Genomic DNA, 16,682 nt, shown 5'->3' with positions numbered 1-16,682 from the left:
GACGATCGCTGGATTGACGATCGCGGATTGGATGAAGGTGTTTCTTTCTGGATCATTTGGCGAAGAACTGCGTCAGCAGGCGATCGAGCAGCGATACCGCGTCTGCCAGTTCGGCCTCGCTGACCACCAGTGGCGGCGCCAGCACGATCAGGTTTCCGCGCGTGGCGAACGAGACGCCCTGCGCCATCGCGGTATCGACCAGCGACTTCAGCGCCGGCGGCGTCTGTGGCCACGGCGCCAGCGGCGCGCGGCTGTCGCGGTCGGCGACCAGCTCGATCACCGCGAACAGGCCATGACCGCCGCGCACGTCACCGATGACGCGATGGCGCGACTGCAAGTGCTGCAACTGCGCCAGCAACTGCGCGCCCAGCGCGCGCGATCGCGCGATCAGGCCTTCTTCCTCATAGGCCTGCAACGCCGCCACGCCGGCGGCGCAGGCCAGCGGGTGGCCGCAGTAGGTCAGGCCGGAGTACAGCATCTCGTGCTCCAGCGTCGCCGCGACCTGCGCGCTGAGCACCACCGCGCCCAGCGGCAGCGCGGCGCCGGTCAGGCCCTTGGCCAGTGTCATCAGGTCGGGACGGCCGGCCTCGCCATGGCGCTGCCAGGCGAACCATTCGCCGCAGCGACCGAATGCGCTCATCACCTCGTCGGCGATCAGCCAGACGCCGCGGTCGGCGGTGTGCTTGCGCAGCGCCGGCCAGTAGTTGTCGGGGGCGACGATGCCGTTGGTGCCGGCATCGGGTTCCATGATCACGGCGGCGACCTTGTCGACACCCAGGTCGTCGATGCGATCGGCCACGGCCGCGGCGGCGCGATCGCCGCATTGCACTTCGTCGCGACCACCGAACGGGCAGCGATAGCCGTACGGCGGCGGCACGTGGTGCACGCCCAGTGCGCGCGGATCGATGCCAAGCGAATGCGCGCGGCTGTCGCCGGACAGCGCCATCGCCAGTTGCGTAGCACCGTGGTACGAGCGCTCGCGGGCGATGATCGCGCCACCGGGCTTGCGCGCAGCCTGGCGTGCGATCCGCACTGCGTGTTCGTTGGCGTCGGCACCGCCGAGGGTGAAGAAGACCCGCCCGCCCCCGAACCCGGAACGCTCCAGCAGCGCCTGTGCCAGTTCGGCGCGCGGCGTGGCACCCCAGGCGTTGGTGACGAAGCACAGGCGCTCGGCCTGGGAGCGGATCGCTTCGACCAGGCGCGGATGCTGGTGGCCGAGATTGCTGCATTCGGCCAGGCTGCTCATGTCGAGGATTTCGCGACCATCGGCCAGGCGCAGGCGCGCGCCGCGTCCACCCACCACGGTCGGTGCGTCCCAGTCGGCCTGCACCGACCAGCTGTGCAGGACACTGTCGCGCTCAGCGATCACCATCGACTGACCCCATCGACTGCCTGCCTCCCCAGCAACAGATTTTGTGCGCTATGCGCACTGATGTGCGTATTGCGCACCACTCTACGGAAGCCCTAATCTCGTCGTCAATCCGGTCCGCGCCGATCTGCGCGACGACCGCAATGCGTCACGGCGATGGAGCAAAGGAACCCGGCATGCCGAGGAAAGCAGAGGGCTCGGACCAGTTCGAGGATGGCGGCGACTATGTGCAGTCGCTGGCACGCGGGCTGTCGGTACTGTCGGCCTTCGGACGCGATCGCAACCGCCTGGGGCTGGCCGACATCGCCACGCGCACCGGGTTGTCGCGCGCGGCGGCACGGCGACTGGTCCTGACCCTGCAGCACCTTGGATACGTCCGCGCCGTCGGCCGCGAGTTCATGCTCGGACCGCGCGTGCTCGAACTGGGGTTTGGCTACCTGGGTTCGCTCAACCTCACCGACCTGGCCCAGCCGCTGATGGAAGACCTGGCGCGCAAGGTGCGCCAGAGCAGTTCGATGGCGGTGCTCGACGGGCAATCGATCGTCTACATACTGCGCGTGCCCGGCCAGCGCGTGATGAGCGTGAGCCTGGGCGTCGGCGCACGGCTGCCGGCGTTCTGCGCGGCGATGGGCCGCGTGCTGCTGTCGGGCCTGGACGATGCCGAGCTCGATACCTGGCTGGCGCAGTGCAAGCCGACCCGGCTGACACCGCACACGCAGACCGACCTGCGCCGCCTGCGCCGGATCATCTCCGACGTGCGCATGCAGGGCTACGCCTACGTCGAGCAGGAACTGGAACTGGGCCTGTGCTCGATCGCGGTGCCGCTGCGCAATGCGCAGGGCAGGATCGCCACGGCCATCAACGTGTCCATGCCCTACCACCCCGACGCCTCGCGCCACGCGCTCGAGAACGTGCTGCCGCAACTTGAACAGACCGCGCAGGCGATCGAGGGTTGCGTGCCGGCGAACCGGCTGCAGGCGGTGACTGCATGAGGGACGTCGGCTGATGCACGGCATGCGCCCCGTCTATCTCTGCGACGGCGTGCGCACGCCGTTCGGCCGTTATCGCGGCGGGCTGTCGATGGTGCGGGCCGACGACCTGGCGGCACTGCCGATCCGGCAGCTGATGCAGCGCAATGCCGGCCTCGATCCGGCGGCGATCGATGAGGTCATCCTCGGCTGCGCCAACCAGTCCGGCGAAGACAACCGCAACGTCGCACGCATGGCGCTGCTGCTGGCCGGCCTGCCGATGTCGGTACCGGGCGTCACCGTGAACCGCCTGTGCGCCTCGGGGCTGGAGGCCGTCGGCCAGGCCGCGCGCGCGATTGCGCTGGGCGAGGCGGATCTGGCGATCGCCGGCGGCGTGGAGAGCATGTCGCGCGCCCCCTACGTGATGGGCAAGGCCGAGGGCGCGTTCGACCGCGACCAGGCCCTGCAGGACACCACCCTGGGCTGGCGCTTCGTCAACCCGAGGTTCGAGGCACTGCACGGCGTCGACCCGATGATGCGCACCGCGCAGAACCTCGCCGACGAACACGGCATCGCCCGCGCCGACCAGGACGCGTTCGCCCTGCGCTCGCAGCAGCGCGCGGCGCGGGCCATTGCCAGCGGCCGCCTCGCGCTGGAGATCTTTACTGCGGGCAAGCTCGACAGCGACGAGCAGCCGCGCACCGACACCACGCTGGAAAAGCTTTCGACACTGGCCCCGGCCCTCGGCGCCGGCACCAGCATCACCGCAGGCAACGCCTCGGGCATCAACGACGGCGCCTGCGCGCTGCTGCTCGCCAGCGAGGACGCGATCGCGCGCCATGGCCTGACGCCGCGCGCCCGCGTGCTCGGCATGGCCAGCGCCGGCGTCGCGCCGCGGACGATGGGAATCGGGCCGGTGCCGGCAATCGGCCGGCTGTTGCCGCGGCTGGGGCTGACCCTGGACGACTTCGCCACGATCGAGATCAACGAAGCCTTTGCCGCCCAGGTACTGGCGGTCACGCGCGCGCTCGGCCTGGCCGACGACAGCCCGCGGGTCAACCCGAATGGCGGCGCGATCGCGCTCGGCCATCCGCTCGCGGCCAGCGGCGCCCGGCTCGCCCTGACAGCGATGCATGAAATGGACACCCTTGCCCAGGGAAGCATGGGCCAGCAACGGGCGTTGCTGTCGATGTGCGTCGGCGTCGGACAGGGTGTCGCCCTGGCCCTGGAGCGCGTTTCGTGAACCAGTCACTGAACCGCTCAGAGCGCTTACTGTTAAAAATTGGTGATTCTTGCAGCCTGATTCGGCATAGTCAGGTGGCGTCACCGCACTGCCAGCCCCCGCCGTCCTGTCACGCGTGAGACCCCGCATGAGCGCCGCACCCGAGCCCACTGCCACCCTCGAGATCGCACTGGCCCATGCCGTGCGGCTTCTGGACGAGCAACCGGCGCTGGCCGCGGAACAGGCCGCGGAGATCCTCCAGCATTTGCCCGGCCACCCGACCGCGCTGCTGGTGCTGGGCGCTTCGCGCACGGCCTGTGGCGACCATGCCGGCGCACTGGCCGTGCTCGAACCGCTGGCCCTGGCGCAACCGGGCTCGGCACGCACGCAACTGGAACTGGGCATCGCGCTGGGGCGCAACGGACGCGGTGACGAAGCACTGCAGGCCCTGCAGCGCGCAGTCGCGCTCAAGCCCGACCTGCCCACCGCCTGGCTGGCCCTGGGCGAACACCTCCATGCAACCGGCGACAGCGTTGCCGCGCAAGCCGCCTACAACCAGCACGTTCGCTTTTCGAGCCGCGACCCGGCACTGTTGCGCGCGGGTGCAGCCCTGGCCGAGAACCGCATTCCCGAAGCCGAAGCACTGCTGCACGCACACCTGGCCAGGTCGCCCAACGACGTGGCCGCACTGCGCATGTCCGCCGAACTGGCCGCGCGCCTGGACCGCGGCAGCGATGCCGAGGTCCTGTTGGCGCGCTGCCTCGAGCTGGCCCCGGACTTCCACGCCGCGCGCCAGCACTACGCGCTGGTCCTGCACCGCGGCAACAAGTCGGAACAGGCGCTGGTGCAGATCGACACGCTGCTCGCCACCGCGCCGGACAACCCCGGCTATCGCAACCTCAAGGCGGCCGTGCTGTGCCGCATCGGCGATTACGCCACGGCGATCGACCTCTACGAGGGCATCCTGCGTGCGTATCCGCGCCAGACACGCGCATGGATGAGCTACGGCCACGCGCTCAAGACCGCCGGCCGCCAGGACGAGTCGATCGCCGCCTACCGCCGCTGCATCGCGCTTGAACCGTCGCTGGGCGAAGCCTGGTGGAGCCTGGCCAACCTGAAGACCCTGCGTTTCACCGCCCAGGACATCGAGGTGATGCGCGCGCAGCTGGCGCAGCCGCGGCTGTCCGACGACAACCGCCTGCACCTGGACTTCGCACTGGGCAAGGCGCTCGAGGACAGCGCCGACTACGAAGCCTCGTTCGGGCACTACGCACGCGCCAATGCCCTGCGCCACGATCAGATCGACTACAACGCCGGCGCCACCACGGCCAAGGTCGAACACGTCCGCCAGCTGTACACGCGCGAGTTCTTCGCGCGCCGGGCCGGCAGCGGCGAGCAGGCCCGTGATCCGATATTCGTCGTCGGCCTGCCGAGGTCGGGATCGACGCTGCTCGAGCAGATCCTGTCCAGCCACAGCCTGGTCGAAGGCACGATGGAGCTGTCGGAAGTCACCACCATCAGCCGCGAACTGCGCTCGCGCGCCGCGCCCGATGCCGCCGGCCCGGGCCGTTACCACGACGTGCTGGCCACGCTCGACGGCGATGAACTGCGTGCGCTCGGCCGCCGCTACCTCGACCGCACCCGCATCCACCGCCACACCGACGCGCCGTTGTTCATCGACAAGATGCCCAACAACTTCATGCACGTCGGACTGATCCACCTGATGCTGCCCAACGCACGCATCATCGACGCGCGCCGGCATCCGCTGGCGTGCTGCTTCTCCAACTTCAAGCAGCACTTCGCCCGCGGCCAGGGCTTCAGCTACAGCCTCGACGACATCGGCCGCTTCTACCGCGACTACGTATCGCTGATGTCGCACTTCGACGCCGTGCTGCCCGGCCGTGTGCACCGGGTGATCTACGAGCGCATGGTCGACGACACCGAGACCGAAGTCCGCCGCCTGCTCGACGCCTGCGGCCTGCCCTTCGAGGAACAGTGCCTGCGCTTCTTCGAGAACGAACGGCCGGTGCGCACCGCCAGCTCCGAACAGGTGCGCAAGCCGATCTTCCGCGAAGGCCTCGATCAGTGGCGCCATTACGAACCTTGGCTCGAGCCGCTCAAGGCGGCACTGGGCCCGGTGCTCGACGCCTACCCCGAGCCACCCGGGGAACATTGAAAGCAAGCAGTTCGGTTTCCGCGCTATTTCGTCCGTCTGGGGAGAGAAGAACGATGCAGAAGTCCGGCAGTAGATCACGTACACACGTCGCACCCGCGCGACTCAAGCGCTTTCCGCTGACGGCAGCCATCTGCCTGGCGTTCGCCTCACCGGCGTTCGCACAGGATGCCGCCACGCAGCCAGCGCAACCGGCCCAGCCCACGCAGACCACCGCCGGCCAGCGCGAGGCACTCGTCCTCGACACGGTCACGGTGACCTCGCAGAAGCGCTCGGAAAACCTGCAGAAGGTGCCGATCAGCATCGAGGTGCTCGGCGAGCAGAAGCTCGACGAACTCAACGTCACCGATTTCGAGGACTACGTGAAGTTCCTGCCGAGCGTCTCCTACCAGACCTTCGGCCCGGGCTTCTCGCAGATCTACATGCGCGGCGTCGCCAGCGGCGGCGACGGCAACCACTCCGGCTCGCTGCCGAGCGTGGGCGTGTACCTCGACGAACAGCCGATCACCACCATCCAGGGCCCGCTCGACCTGCACATCTACGACGTCGCCCGCGTCGAGGCGTTGTCCGGCCCGCAGGGCACGCTGTACGGTGCCAGCGCCCAGGCCGGTGCGCTGCGCATCATCACCAACAAGCCCGACGCCAGCGGCTTTTCCGCCGGCTACGACCTCGAGCTCAACAGCGTCAGTGACGGCGGCATCGGTCACATCGAGGAAGGCTTCGTCAACGTCCCGCTCAACGACTCGGCGGCGATCCGCCTGGTCGGCTGGAACCAGCACGACGCCGGCTACATCGACAACAAGCCGCAGGACCGCCAGTTCCCGATCCGCGTCGACGACGGCGGCACGCCGGGCGACACCAGCGACGACGTCCGCGGCAGCTGGGGTGGCGTGCTGACCAACCGCGACTGCACCAGCAACGACCTGCTGGTCTGCACCGGCCGCGCCGAGGACGACTACAACGACGTCGACACCACCGGCGCACGCATGGCCCTGCGTTGGGACATCAACGAAGACTGGGCGATCACGCCGATGATCATGGGCCAGAAGGCCGTGGCCAATGGCGCCTTCTTCACCGACCGCGAAGTGGGCGACCTGGCGATCAGCCACTTCTACAAGGAGAGGTCGGACGACCGCTGGTGGCAGGCCGCCATGACGGTGGAAGGCAAGATCGGCAACTTCGACCTGACCTATGCCTACGGCCATCTCAAGCGCGACGTCGACGTCGATTCCGACTACAACGACTACGGCTTCTGGTACGACACGCTGGCCTCCTACAGCGCCTACGACGACAACGACAACTTCATCAACCCGTCCCAGTACATCCAGGGCAAGGACCGCTACAAGAAGGACAGCCACGAGCTGCGCCTGAGCTCGCCGAGCGAAGACCGCTTCCGCCTCACCGCCGGCCTGTTCTACCAGGACCAGAAGCACGACATCGAACAGCGCTACAAGATCGACGGCTTCGGTTCGCAGTACTCCATCACCGGCTGGCCCGACACCATCTGGCTGACCAAGCAGGACCGCGAAGACAAGGACGAGGCCGTGTTCGGCGAGTTCTCGTATGACTTCATCCCGGAGGTGCTGATCGGCACCATCGGCGGCCGCCACTTCCGCTCGGAGAACAGCCTCAAGGGCTTCTTCGGCTTCAGTGACGGCTGGTCGTCGGGTTCCTCGTACGGCGAGTCCATCTGTATCGAGCAGTTCGGTCCGGACCCGGCCAACTGGCCCTCGTTCAACGGCGCTCCGTGCCAGATCTTCGACAAGACGGTCAAGGAAAGCGGCAACCTGGGCAAGGCCAACCTGACCTGGCAGATCAACCCGAGCAAGATGATCTACGCCACCTGGTCCGAAGGCTATCGTCCGGGCGGCATCAACCGCCGCGGCACGTTGCCGCCGTACCTGTCGGACTACCTGACCAACTACGAGTTGGGCTGGAAGACCAGCTGGGCGGACAACCGCTTCACCTTCAACGGCTCGGTGTTCCACCAGGAGTGGGAGGACTTCCAGTTCGCCATCCTCGGCGCCAACGGCCTGACCGAGATCAAGAACGCCAACCAGGCCAGCATCGACGGCCTGGAAATGGACTTCAACTGGGCAGCCACCTACAACCTGCAGATCGGCGCCGGCGTGGCCTTCTACGACGCCCAGCTGACCGAGAACTACTGCGGCTTCACCGACGATGCCGGCAACCCGGTCACCGACTGCGCCGACCCGGAAGCGCCGGACGGCACGCGCCTGCCGGTCACGCCGGAGTTCAAGGGCAACATCATCGCCCGCTACAACTTCACGCTCGGCACGATGGATGCCTTCGTGCAGGGCGACGTGGTGCACGTGGGCTCGCGCACGTCGGACCTGCGCATCCTCGAGCGCGGGATCCTGGGCGAGCTTGCTTCGTACACCGTGGCGGATTTCTCGGTGGGCGTCGCCCGCAACAACTGGTCGTTGAGCATGTACATCAACAACATCTTCGACGAGCGTGCGGACATCTACCGGTTCGCCAGCTGCGCGGAGACCGTGTGCGGTGCATCGGGCGTGGTGCCGGAGTATCCGAACGGCCAGATCTACACCGTGACGAACCAGCCGCGGACGATCGGCATCCGGTTCGGGCAGAAGTTCTAAGGGAAAGTGCGACAAGAGGTACGAGGTGAGGGAAGCCGGCGGCAATCGGGGGGTTGCCGCCGGCTTGTTTTTTTCGACACCGCGGCCGCGGCTTAACCCAGGCGTCAGACCTGCTGTTCCGGGCCAGGACACTGTCGGGTGCCGTTGGAGTCCTGCATTCCAAGGTGGCGCTAGTGAGGTCAATTGACCTGTTACGTACCCTTCTGAAATACGCGATGCCGGCCTGCCTCGTGCTGGTTCGCGTCCTCGTCGGGTACAGGCTGGCGGTCCAACCGAGCCTAAGCCGCTTGGCGGCTCGGCGTAACAGATCGCCGGGATGACGGTTCATACGGAGATTCGCACATGGGACCACCGGATATTCTTGGAGTTGCCTCGGCGCTGGCCCTGCTCACCGTTGTGTCAGGGTGCTGGCGACTTATGCGCACGGTGCGTTCCAGGTCGAGCAGATTGCTCTTCGCCTCGGTCGTGACGCTTGTCCTGTGGGCGTTGCTCTCAGACACGATCTACCGGGCCGTGCTCTACCACTCCGACCTCTCTCATCCAGCGGGATGGGAGAACTGGTTCTATCTGTCATTGGAAACGTTCGTACCGGCGCTGTTGATCCTGTTGGCGTCGGTCGCCTTCTGGTTCGTCGCACGGTCGCTGCCGCGGGCTGACAAGGCATCAGGTACCGAATGAAGGTCGCTGGCCTCTTTGGTTTGTTCCTCCTTACTTCGACGCTCCCGGCCACGGGAGCTGATGTCGCTGCGAGCGAGGCATTGGTGGCTGCCCGGGCAAAATGGACCGCTTCGGCGATCAACAGCTATGAGATCCGGTTCCGGGACGAGGCCTGCTTCTGCCTGTTCGGGCCGTACCATGGGCCGATCCGTAACGTGGTACGCCGAGGAAAACTGCACGTCTCCTACTACGAGGGCGAGCGCAGGGATGGCTACTCGCATGGCCGCAGGGTCCATATCGCCAGCAACTTGCGAGCGACTGTCGAGGATGTGTTTTCCATGGTTGAAAGCCTGCTGGCCACAGCTCCCGAAGGCGCCTATCGCGTGGAGTACGACCCGACGTATGGCTTCCCTGTGCTTGTTGATTTCGATGACCCGGCCATGGATGACGAGCAGTGGCGGCTGGTTGCGGATGGTTTCAGGCCGATGAGCGCAAGACGCTAGGCGCCTGCGCATGCTGCCTGGCGACAACCCGACGCATCCACTTCGCGTGGCCGCGCCAATTCATTCCACCCGAAGCCGCTTCGCGGCTCGACTTGGCTCAGGCGTGAGGTGCCAATGACAAAGTCATTCCCGGTCCTGGTTCTCTTGCAGCTCTGTGCTCCGGCACTGCTCTATCTGCTTGTCGGGGTGTTCAACGGACGAACCACTGGCATCCAGTACCTGCTGCCAAACTATTTGTTCATGGCCGCTCCGCATCTGCTGGTGGCCATTCTGGCCATTTGGCCCCGTGCCCGTAGGGCCGCACTTCTTTGGGTCTTGGCCGGTCTGAACGCCCTGCTCGTCGCGTTCCAGCTGTGGGTGCTGTTTGCCGTGCCCGTTCGGGAGTCTGGTCTGGCCTGGGTCTTGTACATCCCACTTTGGGGGCTGGCCCTTTCTGTCTGTGCCGTTGCGTGGGTCGTAGTGAAGCTCCGCGGTCCCAATTCGCAACGCGTGGCACGCTCCTGGCGCGCGACTCGATGAGAACACTGGTACTGGGTGGTTATGGAAACTTCGGCGCGCGCATCTGCCGCGTTCTTGCCGGCGACCCGACCATCGATCTGCTGGTGGCCGGTCGCAACCGCGACCAGGCGCAACAACTCGCCGATGCACTGGGCGGAACCGCCAGCGCGGTGCCCGTCGACTTCACCGCTTCGGACTTCGCGCATACGCTAAGGCAACTGGATGTCGGGCTGGTCGTGCACGCGGCCGGGCCTTTCCAGCAGCAGTCGTATGCGGTGGCCCATGCCGCTGCCGAGGCCGGCGCGCACTACATCGACCTGGCCGATGGCCGGCGCTTCGTCTGCGATTTTCCGGCGGCGCTGCGGGAGCGGTTCGAGGTGGCGGGGCGTGTCGGCATCACCGGCGCGAGCACGGTTCCGGCCCTGTCGTCGGCGGTGGTCGAGCATCTGTGCGCGGGATGGGCTGCGATCGATTCGATCGACATCTGCATCGCGCCGGCGCAGACCGCGCCGCGCGGGAAGGCAACGCTCGCGGCTGTGCTCAGTTACTGCGGCGAGCCGATCCGGATCTGGCGCGATGGCGGTTGGGCGCAGGCGCCTGGCTGGGCCAATCCGGAGCGCGTCGACTTCCTGCGCATGCGCCCGCGCATCGGCGCGCTGTGCGACGTCCCTGACCTGGAACTCTTTCCCACGCACTACGCCGTGCGCGAACGGGTCATGTTCCGGGCTGCGCTCGAAGTCGGCTTCACCCAGCGCGCGTTCGCTGCGTTGGCATGGCTTCGTTCACGCGGCCTGCTGCGGCGGCCCGAGCGTCTGGCCGGACTGTTGAATCGCACCGCAGTCGCATTCGACTTCCTGGGCACGGCGCTGGGTGGGATGGTTGTCCGCGTCGAAGGCGTGGATGGCCACGGGCGCCCCGCCCGTCGCGCCTGGCACATCGCCGCCGACAACGATCATGGCCCGGAGATTCCGTGCATGCCGGCTATCCTGCTGGCGCGACAGCTGGCCGCTGGCGCGGCCATGCCGGCGGGTGCTTTCACCGCCACTGGCCTGTTGACGCTGGCGCAGTTCCAGGGCGAGTTCGCACGCTGGGGCATGGTGACCGGCATCGTCGATGAAGCTGGCGTGCCAGACCGCGAACCCATCCCGGACGCAGCTGCCGCATGACCACCTACCTGCTGGTGAAGTGGATCCACATCCTGTCGAGCGTGGTGCTGGTCGGAACGGGATTCGGCACGGCGTTCTACCTGTTCTTCGGCAATCGCAGCGGAAACGTGCAGGCGCAGGCGGTGGTCGCCAGGCTGGTGGTGCGGGCCGACTGGTGGTTCACCACGCCTGCTGTCCTGATCCAGCCTGCAAGTGGTTTCCTCATGGCGCACCTGGCCGGCTGGCCGCTGGCGACGCCGTGGCTGTCGCTGTCGATCGCTCTCTACCTCATCACCGGATCCCTCTGGTTGCCGGTGGTATGGCTGCAGGTGCGGATGGCGGCCATGGCCACGGTGGCGGCGGAAAGCGGCAACGAGCTGCCGGCCCGGTACTGGCGATACGCGAAATGGTGGGAGGCGTTGGGCTACCCTGCGTTCGCCGCGATGCTGGCGGTGTTCTACCTGATGGTGGCCAAGCCCGCGACGTGGTCGCAGCTGCTGCCCTGAACCCTCGCCCACCTGCGCAGAGACCCGCATGAAGAAGCCGATCCCGCTGATTGCCGCCTTGATTGCCGTTGCCGCTGCGGGGGCGTCGTTCGCTTCCGGGCCCGCTGGCACGAAGGCAGCCGCGGACCCGTTGTTCGACAGCATCTCGGCACTGGATACCGAGGTTTTTTCTGCGTTCAACACCTGCGGCGAACCGGGGCAACTGCAGAAGCACGCCAGCTACTTCGCTCCGGACGTCGAGTTCTACCACGACACCGGAGGCGTCACCTGGTCGCGGCAGGAGATGCTGGCCAGCACCGAGAAGTACGTGTGCGGCCATTTCCGACGCGAACTGGTGCCGGGCACGCTCAAGGTCTATCCGATCAAGGACTTCGGCGCCATCGAGGAAGGCTCGCATCGCTTCTGCCAGTTCGACAGCGGCAAATGCGAGGGCCTGGCTGACTTCCTGATCGTGTGGAACAACAACAACGGCAAGTGGCAGATCACCCGCGTGCTCAGTTACGGGCATCGCCCCAACAAGTAGCGGCGTGAACATGGGCTTCAACCGCCGGGGGTGACAATCCACCCCCCATGCTTTCGGAGACACCAGGATGACGTACGAGGGAAGCTGCCATTGCGGCCGCGTCGCGTTCGAGGTGGAAGGCACCATCGACAGCGGGCTGTCCTGCAATTGCTCGATGTGTGGCCGCAAGGGGTCGCTGCTGTGGTTCGTCCCGCGCGACCAGATGCGGTTGAAGACGCCCGAGGACGCGGCGAGCACGTACCTTTTCAACAAGCACGTGATCAAGCACCGTTTCTGCCCGGTGTGCGGCATCCATCCTTACGGCGAAGGCACCGACCCGAAGGGCAACCCCGTCGCCGCGATCAACCTGCGTTGCCTCGATGGCATCGACCTGGCCGCCATCCCGGTGCACGAGTACGACGGCAAATCAAAATAGCGAAAACGGGGTCAGAGTGCCTTTCCGCGCCGCTCGGACCGGCCCCGAGAAGTCAGTACTGCCTGAGGAAAAAGGTACTCTGACCCCGTTTTTACTTCATGCGGGGCGGCCCAAGCGTGAGCGTTCCAGCCACCACAGGGCGGCGCTCGCCAGCAGCCATGCCAGCCACCACGGCCAACGCTCGCCGGGGTGACCCGGCACTGTTCCCGCTGCCATCGACGCAGCGGCAGAGCTTGCAGCCAGTCGCGAGGTCGCTTCGCGGGTCTCACCTGCTTGCAGGCCCGGCGCGACCGCCGGTGCGCGAACGAAGAACGACAACGTCTGCTCGCCAGAGCGCAGCTGGTGCCAGCCGGCCTGGCGCGGCCAGAACGCGGCGCAGTTGCGCGGACCGGTAGCGGGGTCGCGCAGCAGCGCGACGGTGTCGCCGGCCGGCGTCCGCACGTTTGCCGCAGCGCCGAGCGTGCACAAGGCGATTCGCTCGTACTGGCGTGCCTCGCCTTCGATGGCCAACCCGTTGCGGGACTGCGCGCGGCCGATCGTGGCCAGCGCGTTGCTCCACATTTCCCCGTGCAGGTCGTCGCGGCCGGCGAGCACCAGGCGGTAGCTATCGGTCAACGTCCACAGCGCGATGCGTCCGCGACCTTGCGCGCGCCATGCGCTCATCCAGGTCCCAGCATCGTCGCGCAACAGCGGCACGGCATCACCTGGCTGGAGGCGCAGGTCGCGGCGCGTCAGGGTGGGAATGTCCGGCAATGCCGCGTCGTGCGACCTGGGTGCATCCGGCGTGCCGGGGCCGAGACGGGCGCGGGTGGCGTCCTCGTCGCGTGCGGTCGGGGCGAGCTTCACCGTCGCCGAATCGCTGCCGCCGATAACTGCGAAACCAAGAGACTGCAGGCGGCGGCGTTCGATCGGCGACGGCGCGGCGGTGACGCGCAGCAGGACGCCGAGGCCGTTGTTGATCGCATCATTTAGCGTGGCGCGCTGGCTGTCGCCGAGTGCGGACCAGGCGCGTTCGTCCAGGATCACCAGGTCGAAGCGGCCGAGGTTGGCAGCGTTGATCGCAACCGGCGCGTCGCCCAGTTGCATGCCGCCACCCACGGAGATCTGCGTCTGCAGCGTGATCCCGGCATCGCGCGCCCAGCGGCGCAGGTACTTCACTTCGGGGCCGGGTGCGCCGGCCATCAACAGCACGCGTGGCGGGGTTGCGGCGGTCGCCTGCAGGGGCAGCTCTACGTCTTCGACGATGGCTTGCTTCGCGTCGCGCAGGCGGACGTTGAAGCTGGCCGTCCCTGCGACGCGCGGGCTTGCGGTCAGCGTGAAGCGGCCGTCAGCCGGCAGTGCGACGCGATCGACGCGACGGCGGCCCGGGTCGATCAGTTCGGCCGAGCCGCCAGGCAAATCGTTTGCGCGCCCGGCGACCACGAAGTCCGCACCCGCGACCACCTGGCGTGGTGCCTGCAATTCGACCAGTCCGCGCGGCAGCGGGTTGGCGTTGAAATCGACGGCCATGCCTCGCACGGCATCGCGGTCGCGGGCCAGGAGGCCTGCGCCGACGATGCGTACGCGGCGGGTGCCGGGGTGTTGGCGCAGTGCCGTCGCCAGATCGGGAACGCGCTCGACATCAGCCAGCGACGGGGCCTCCGGCAAGGCGACAAACGCATCGCCACCGCGGCCCGCACCCAGTTGCGCTGCCGTCGATCCGGCAGTGGCGACGACCAGCGTGCCGGCTTCACCCGGCAGCGAAGGCGGCACCAGCGCGAAGTACAGCAGCGTCGCGCACACCGGTTGTGCCAGCAGCAACAGGGCAAGACGCCAGCCGCGTGAGCGTTGCGCCGGTTGCGCGCGCCATTGGCGGTGCAGCAATCGCGCTGACGCGACCACCACTGCGACCGCGAGCAGCGCGGCCACGATGACAGGAAGGTTGAACGCGGGCGCGGTCACTGGCGTGCCTCCTGGCGCAGCGCTTCCAGGTAACGACGACCGGCAGCGTCGCCGGCGTCGCGGCGTGGCACGGCCGTGGCCGGGCGCGGCAGCAGTGGCCACAACAATGCACGCAGGTCGGCACGACAGGTCGCGCAATCCGGATCAGCGCGCAGCGCTTCGATCGCAGCAACGAACGCGAGCGGGTCGGCCAGTCGCGATTCGTGCTCGCGCAGCCAGCGCTCCAGCGCGGTGAAGTCGATCGGCGCGGCAGGCACCTGCGCTGCGTCCAGCGACGACCACAGCGCCGCCAGCGTCGGGTCAGCGATGTCGACCGCCACCAGCGCGTCGTCGCGATTCGCCAGGCCCGCACGATCGCCGCTCATGCGGCGGCTCTCGTCGATCGGCGGCAACTCCGGGCCGACGCGTGCCAGGTAGATGCGCGTGGCCTGCTGCACCTGCTTGATGAAACGCAGCGCGCGGTAGGCATACGGCAGTGCGAGTTCGGGATGGCCCTGGCGCAGATGGCCTTCGGATTGCCACATTTCATCGAGGGCCGACTTGAGGATCTTGCGCGTGTCCGGATCGAGCAGCGTGGCCGCTTCGGCGTGGTCGTGGGTGTGGCCGTACTCTTCGAGCACCGCACCTTCCTCGCCGAACTTCCCTGCCGCGCCCGCGTCGGCGTGGGCGTGCTCGTCGGCCGGTGCCGCGGCCGTGTCGGCGGCGCCATGTGTGTCGTCGGCGTCGTTGGTCGGCGGCGGCTTGGGTTCGCCCTCGGCTTCTTCGCCGAGGAACTGGCCGTAGCGCATTCGCAGGATGCGCTGGTCGACGCCGATCGCGTCGCTGCGCTTCACGTAGCTGTCTGCCTCGAGCTTGCGCTTCTCCTTCAGCAGCGCCTCGGCGTCGATGATGATCTGGCGCTGGCTGCGGAAGTACGCCGGCAGTACCTTCTTGACCATGCCTTCCAGGCCGGTGGTCTCGGTGCCCAGGTCGGACGGCCAGCGCAGGATCAGGCTGGCGCTGCGTGCGGTCTGCGCGGTCGGCGTGCGGTTGTCGTTGACGCTCAGCTGCACGATCAGGTCGTCGCCGGCGGCGAGGCCGAGCGCGGCCAGGTCGAGGCGATGGGCGTAGCGCTTGACCGTCGCGCTGCCACTGCCGCCGATGGTCATCGTCTGTTCGCGGAAGGTGATGTTCTCGCCGCTGCCCTGCGCCAGGGTGATGCGCAGCGTGGCGCTGGAAGCGACGCCGTAGTCGTCGCTGCCTTCGAACGCGAGCGCCCAGCTGCGTTGCCCCTGTGTCATCAGGCTCAGGCTGCGGTCGGGTTCGAGCACGCGCAGTTGCGGGGCGCGGTCGGGGATGGCATCGAGGCGATGCAGCGTCGCCGGCTGCAGCGGCGGAGCGCCGTCCACGACGATGCGGTACAGCGCCGAGCGGGCGAGCACGTCATTGCCGCGCCAGTCGTCGCCGTCGCGGGTGAGCTTCAAGCGGCGGCCGTCGTGGAAGACCAGTTCCGCCGAAGTTGGCTGCGGCGCGAAGCGGATCGTCCATTGCAGGCGCGTGCCCTGCGGCGCCTTGGCGTCGAGGGTGGCGTCGTCGCGTGCGGGCTGGCGCGTGTAGCCGGGCGGCGTGATCTGCAGGCGTTGCTGGACGATGCTGGTCTGCGTCGGCGCGGCGGGCGTGACGCCGACACTGGACAGCACGTCGTCGAAGGTCGCGCCCGGGCGCGCAGGCCACAGCAGGATCGCCGCGATCACGACGGCGCCGACGCCGGTGCCGATGGCATGCGCGCGCGCCGACCAGTGCGGGCGCAGGTCCGGCGGCGGCGCGTTCTCGATGCGCTGTTGCAGGCGACCCAGTTGCAGACGCTCCAGGCCGGTCATGGTGGCGGCCGGTGCGAACAGCAGGTCGGTGCTGTCGTCCATGTCGGCACGGCGGGCATCGAGCTCGCGAACCAGCCAGCGCGTGTCTAGTTTGCGTGCGCGGTGGAAGGCAAACGCCGCGGTTGCTGCGGCCGCAATCACCAGCACGGTCAGCGCAACTGCGATACCACCCAGGCGCCATGCCAGTGCGACAGCGACCAGCAGCCACGGCAGGCACCGCCATGCCGCATCGAGGCCGTGACGCCAGCGCGCCTGCTGCAGCGCGCGTAGCAGCACGGTCAT

General features: G+C 67.7%; 14 protein-coding genes. 11 read left to right on the top strand and 3 right to left on the bottom strand.

Annotated elements, in window-relative coordinates:
- Positions 1 to 52 precede the first annotated feature (52 nt).
- A complete protein-coding gene (locus AC3A3Q_RS10555) occupies positions 53 to 1,372 on the bottom strand; it encodes an aminotransferase family protein (protein ID WP_487586214.1) in 1,320 nt (439 codons plus the stop codon).
- A gap of 173 nt (positions 1,373 to 1,545) precedes the next feature.
- Here AC3A3Q_RS10555 and AC3A3Q_RS10550 point away from each other — a divergent pair, with 173 nt between their 5' ends.
- The 11 genes from AC3A3Q_RS10550 to AC3A3Q_RS10500 all read left to right on the top strand — a co-directional run bounded on the left by AC3A3Q_RS10550 (position 1,546) and on the right by AC3A3Q_RS10500 (position 12,600).
- Positions 1,546 to 2,361 carry an IclR family transcriptional regulator domain-containing protein gene (locus AC3A3Q_RS10550; protein WP_487586213.1) on the top strand — a complete coding sequence of 272 codons (816 nt, stop codon included), beginning with the start codon at positions 1,546 to 1,548 and terminating at the stop codon, positions 2,359 to 2,361.
- Between the two features lie 22 nt (positions 2,362 to 2,383).
- Positions 2,384 to 3,580, top strand: coding sequence for a 3-oxoadipyl-CoA thiolase (gene pcaF, locus AC3A3Q_RS10545; protein ID WP_487586212.1), 1,197 nt, complete (start codon positions 2,384 to 2,386; stop codon positions 3,578 to 3,580).
- Positions 3,581 to 3,707: 127 nt separating this feature from the next.
- Entirely contained in the window at positions 3,708 to 5,735 is a 2,028-nt protein-coding gene (locus AC3A3Q_RS10540) for a tetratricopeptide repeat-containing sulfotransferase family protein (protein ID WP_487586211.1), read from the top strand.
- Between the two features lie 53 nt (positions 5,736 to 5,788).
- Entirely contained in the window at positions 5,789 to 8,353 is a 2,565-nt protein-coding gene (locus AC3A3Q_RS10535) for a TonB-dependent receptor (protein ID WP_487586210.1), read from the top strand.
- A 342-nt stretch (positions 8,354 to 8,695) separates the two neighbouring features.
- Positions 8,696 to 9,031, top strand: a complete 336-nt coding sequence (locus AC3A3Q_RS10530) for a hypothetical protein (RefSeq protein ID WP_487586209.1) — start codon at positions 8,696 to 8,698, stop codon at positions 9,029 to 9,031.
- Positions 9,028 to 9,513: a DUF6174 domain-containing protein gene (locus AC3A3Q_RS10525; RefSeq protein WP_487586208.1), complete on the top strand. Its 486-nt coding sequence runs from the start codon at positions 9,028 to 9,030 to the stop codon at positions 9,511 to 9,513. Before AC3A3Q_RS10530 ends, AC3A3Q_RS10525 begins: the two co-directional genes overlap by 4 nt.
- A gap of 114 nt (positions 9,514 to 9,627) precedes the next feature.
- The gene (locus AC3A3Q_RS10520; RefSeq protein WP_487586207.1) at positions 9,628 to 10,032 is read left to right on the top strand and encodes a hypothetical protein; all 405 of its coding nucleotides are present in this window, start codon (positions 9,628 to 9,630) and stop codon (positions 10,030 to 10,032) included.
- Entirely contained in the window at positions 10,029 to 11,177 is a 1,149-nt protein-coding gene (locus tag AC3A3Q_RS10515; protein ID WP_487586206.1) for a saccharopine dehydrogenase family protein, read from the top strand. Before AC3A3Q_RS10520 ends, AC3A3Q_RS10515 begins: the two co-directional genes overlap by 4 nt.
- A complete protein-coding gene (locus tag AC3A3Q_RS10510; protein ID WP_487586205.1) occupies positions 11,174 to 11,662 on the top strand; it encodes a DUF2269 family protein in 489 nt (162 codons plus the stop codon). The genes AC3A3Q_RS10515 and AC3A3Q_RS10510 overlap by 4 nt, the downstream gene beginning before the upstream one ends.
- A gap of 28 nt (positions 11,663 to 11,690) precedes the next feature.
- Positions 11,691 to 12,185, top strand: coding sequence for a nuclear transport factor 2 family protein (locus AC3A3Q_RS10505; RefSeq protein ID WP_487586204.1), 495 nt, complete (start codon positions 11,691 to 11,693; stop codon positions 12,183 to 12,185).
- Positions 12,186 to 12,252: 67 nt separating this feature from the next.
- Positions 12,253 to 12,600: a GFA family protein gene (locus tag AC3A3Q_RS10500; RefSeq protein ID WP_487586203.1), complete on the top strand. Its 348-nt coding sequence runs from the start codon at positions 12,253 to 12,255 to the stop codon at positions 12,598 to 12,600.
- A 96-nt stretch (positions 12,601 to 12,696) separates the two neighbouring features.
- Here the strand turns inward: AC3A3Q_RS10500 and AC3A3Q_RS10495 are convergent, their stop codons facing one another.
- The gene (locus AC3A3Q_RS10495; RefSeq protein WP_487586202.1) at positions 12,697 to 14,541 is read right to left on the bottom strand and encodes a carboxypeptidase regulatory-like domain-containing protein; all 1,845 of its coding nucleotides are present in this window, start codon (positions 14,539 to 14,541) and stop codon (positions 12,697 to 12,699) included.
- Positions 14,538 to 16,682, bottom strand: a complete 2,145-nt coding sequence (locus AC3A3Q_RS10490; protein WP_487586339.1) for a hypothetical protein — start codon at positions 16,680 to 16,682, stop codon at positions 14,538 to 14,540. Before AC3A3Q_RS10490 ends, AC3A3Q_RS10495 begins: the two co-directional genes overlap by 4 nt.

The organism is Lysobacter sp. Soil_C_59 (assembly GCF_057656415.1).
Note: the sequence above shows the minus strand (reverse complement) of the source record. Positions and strands in the feature narration are given on the sequence as shown.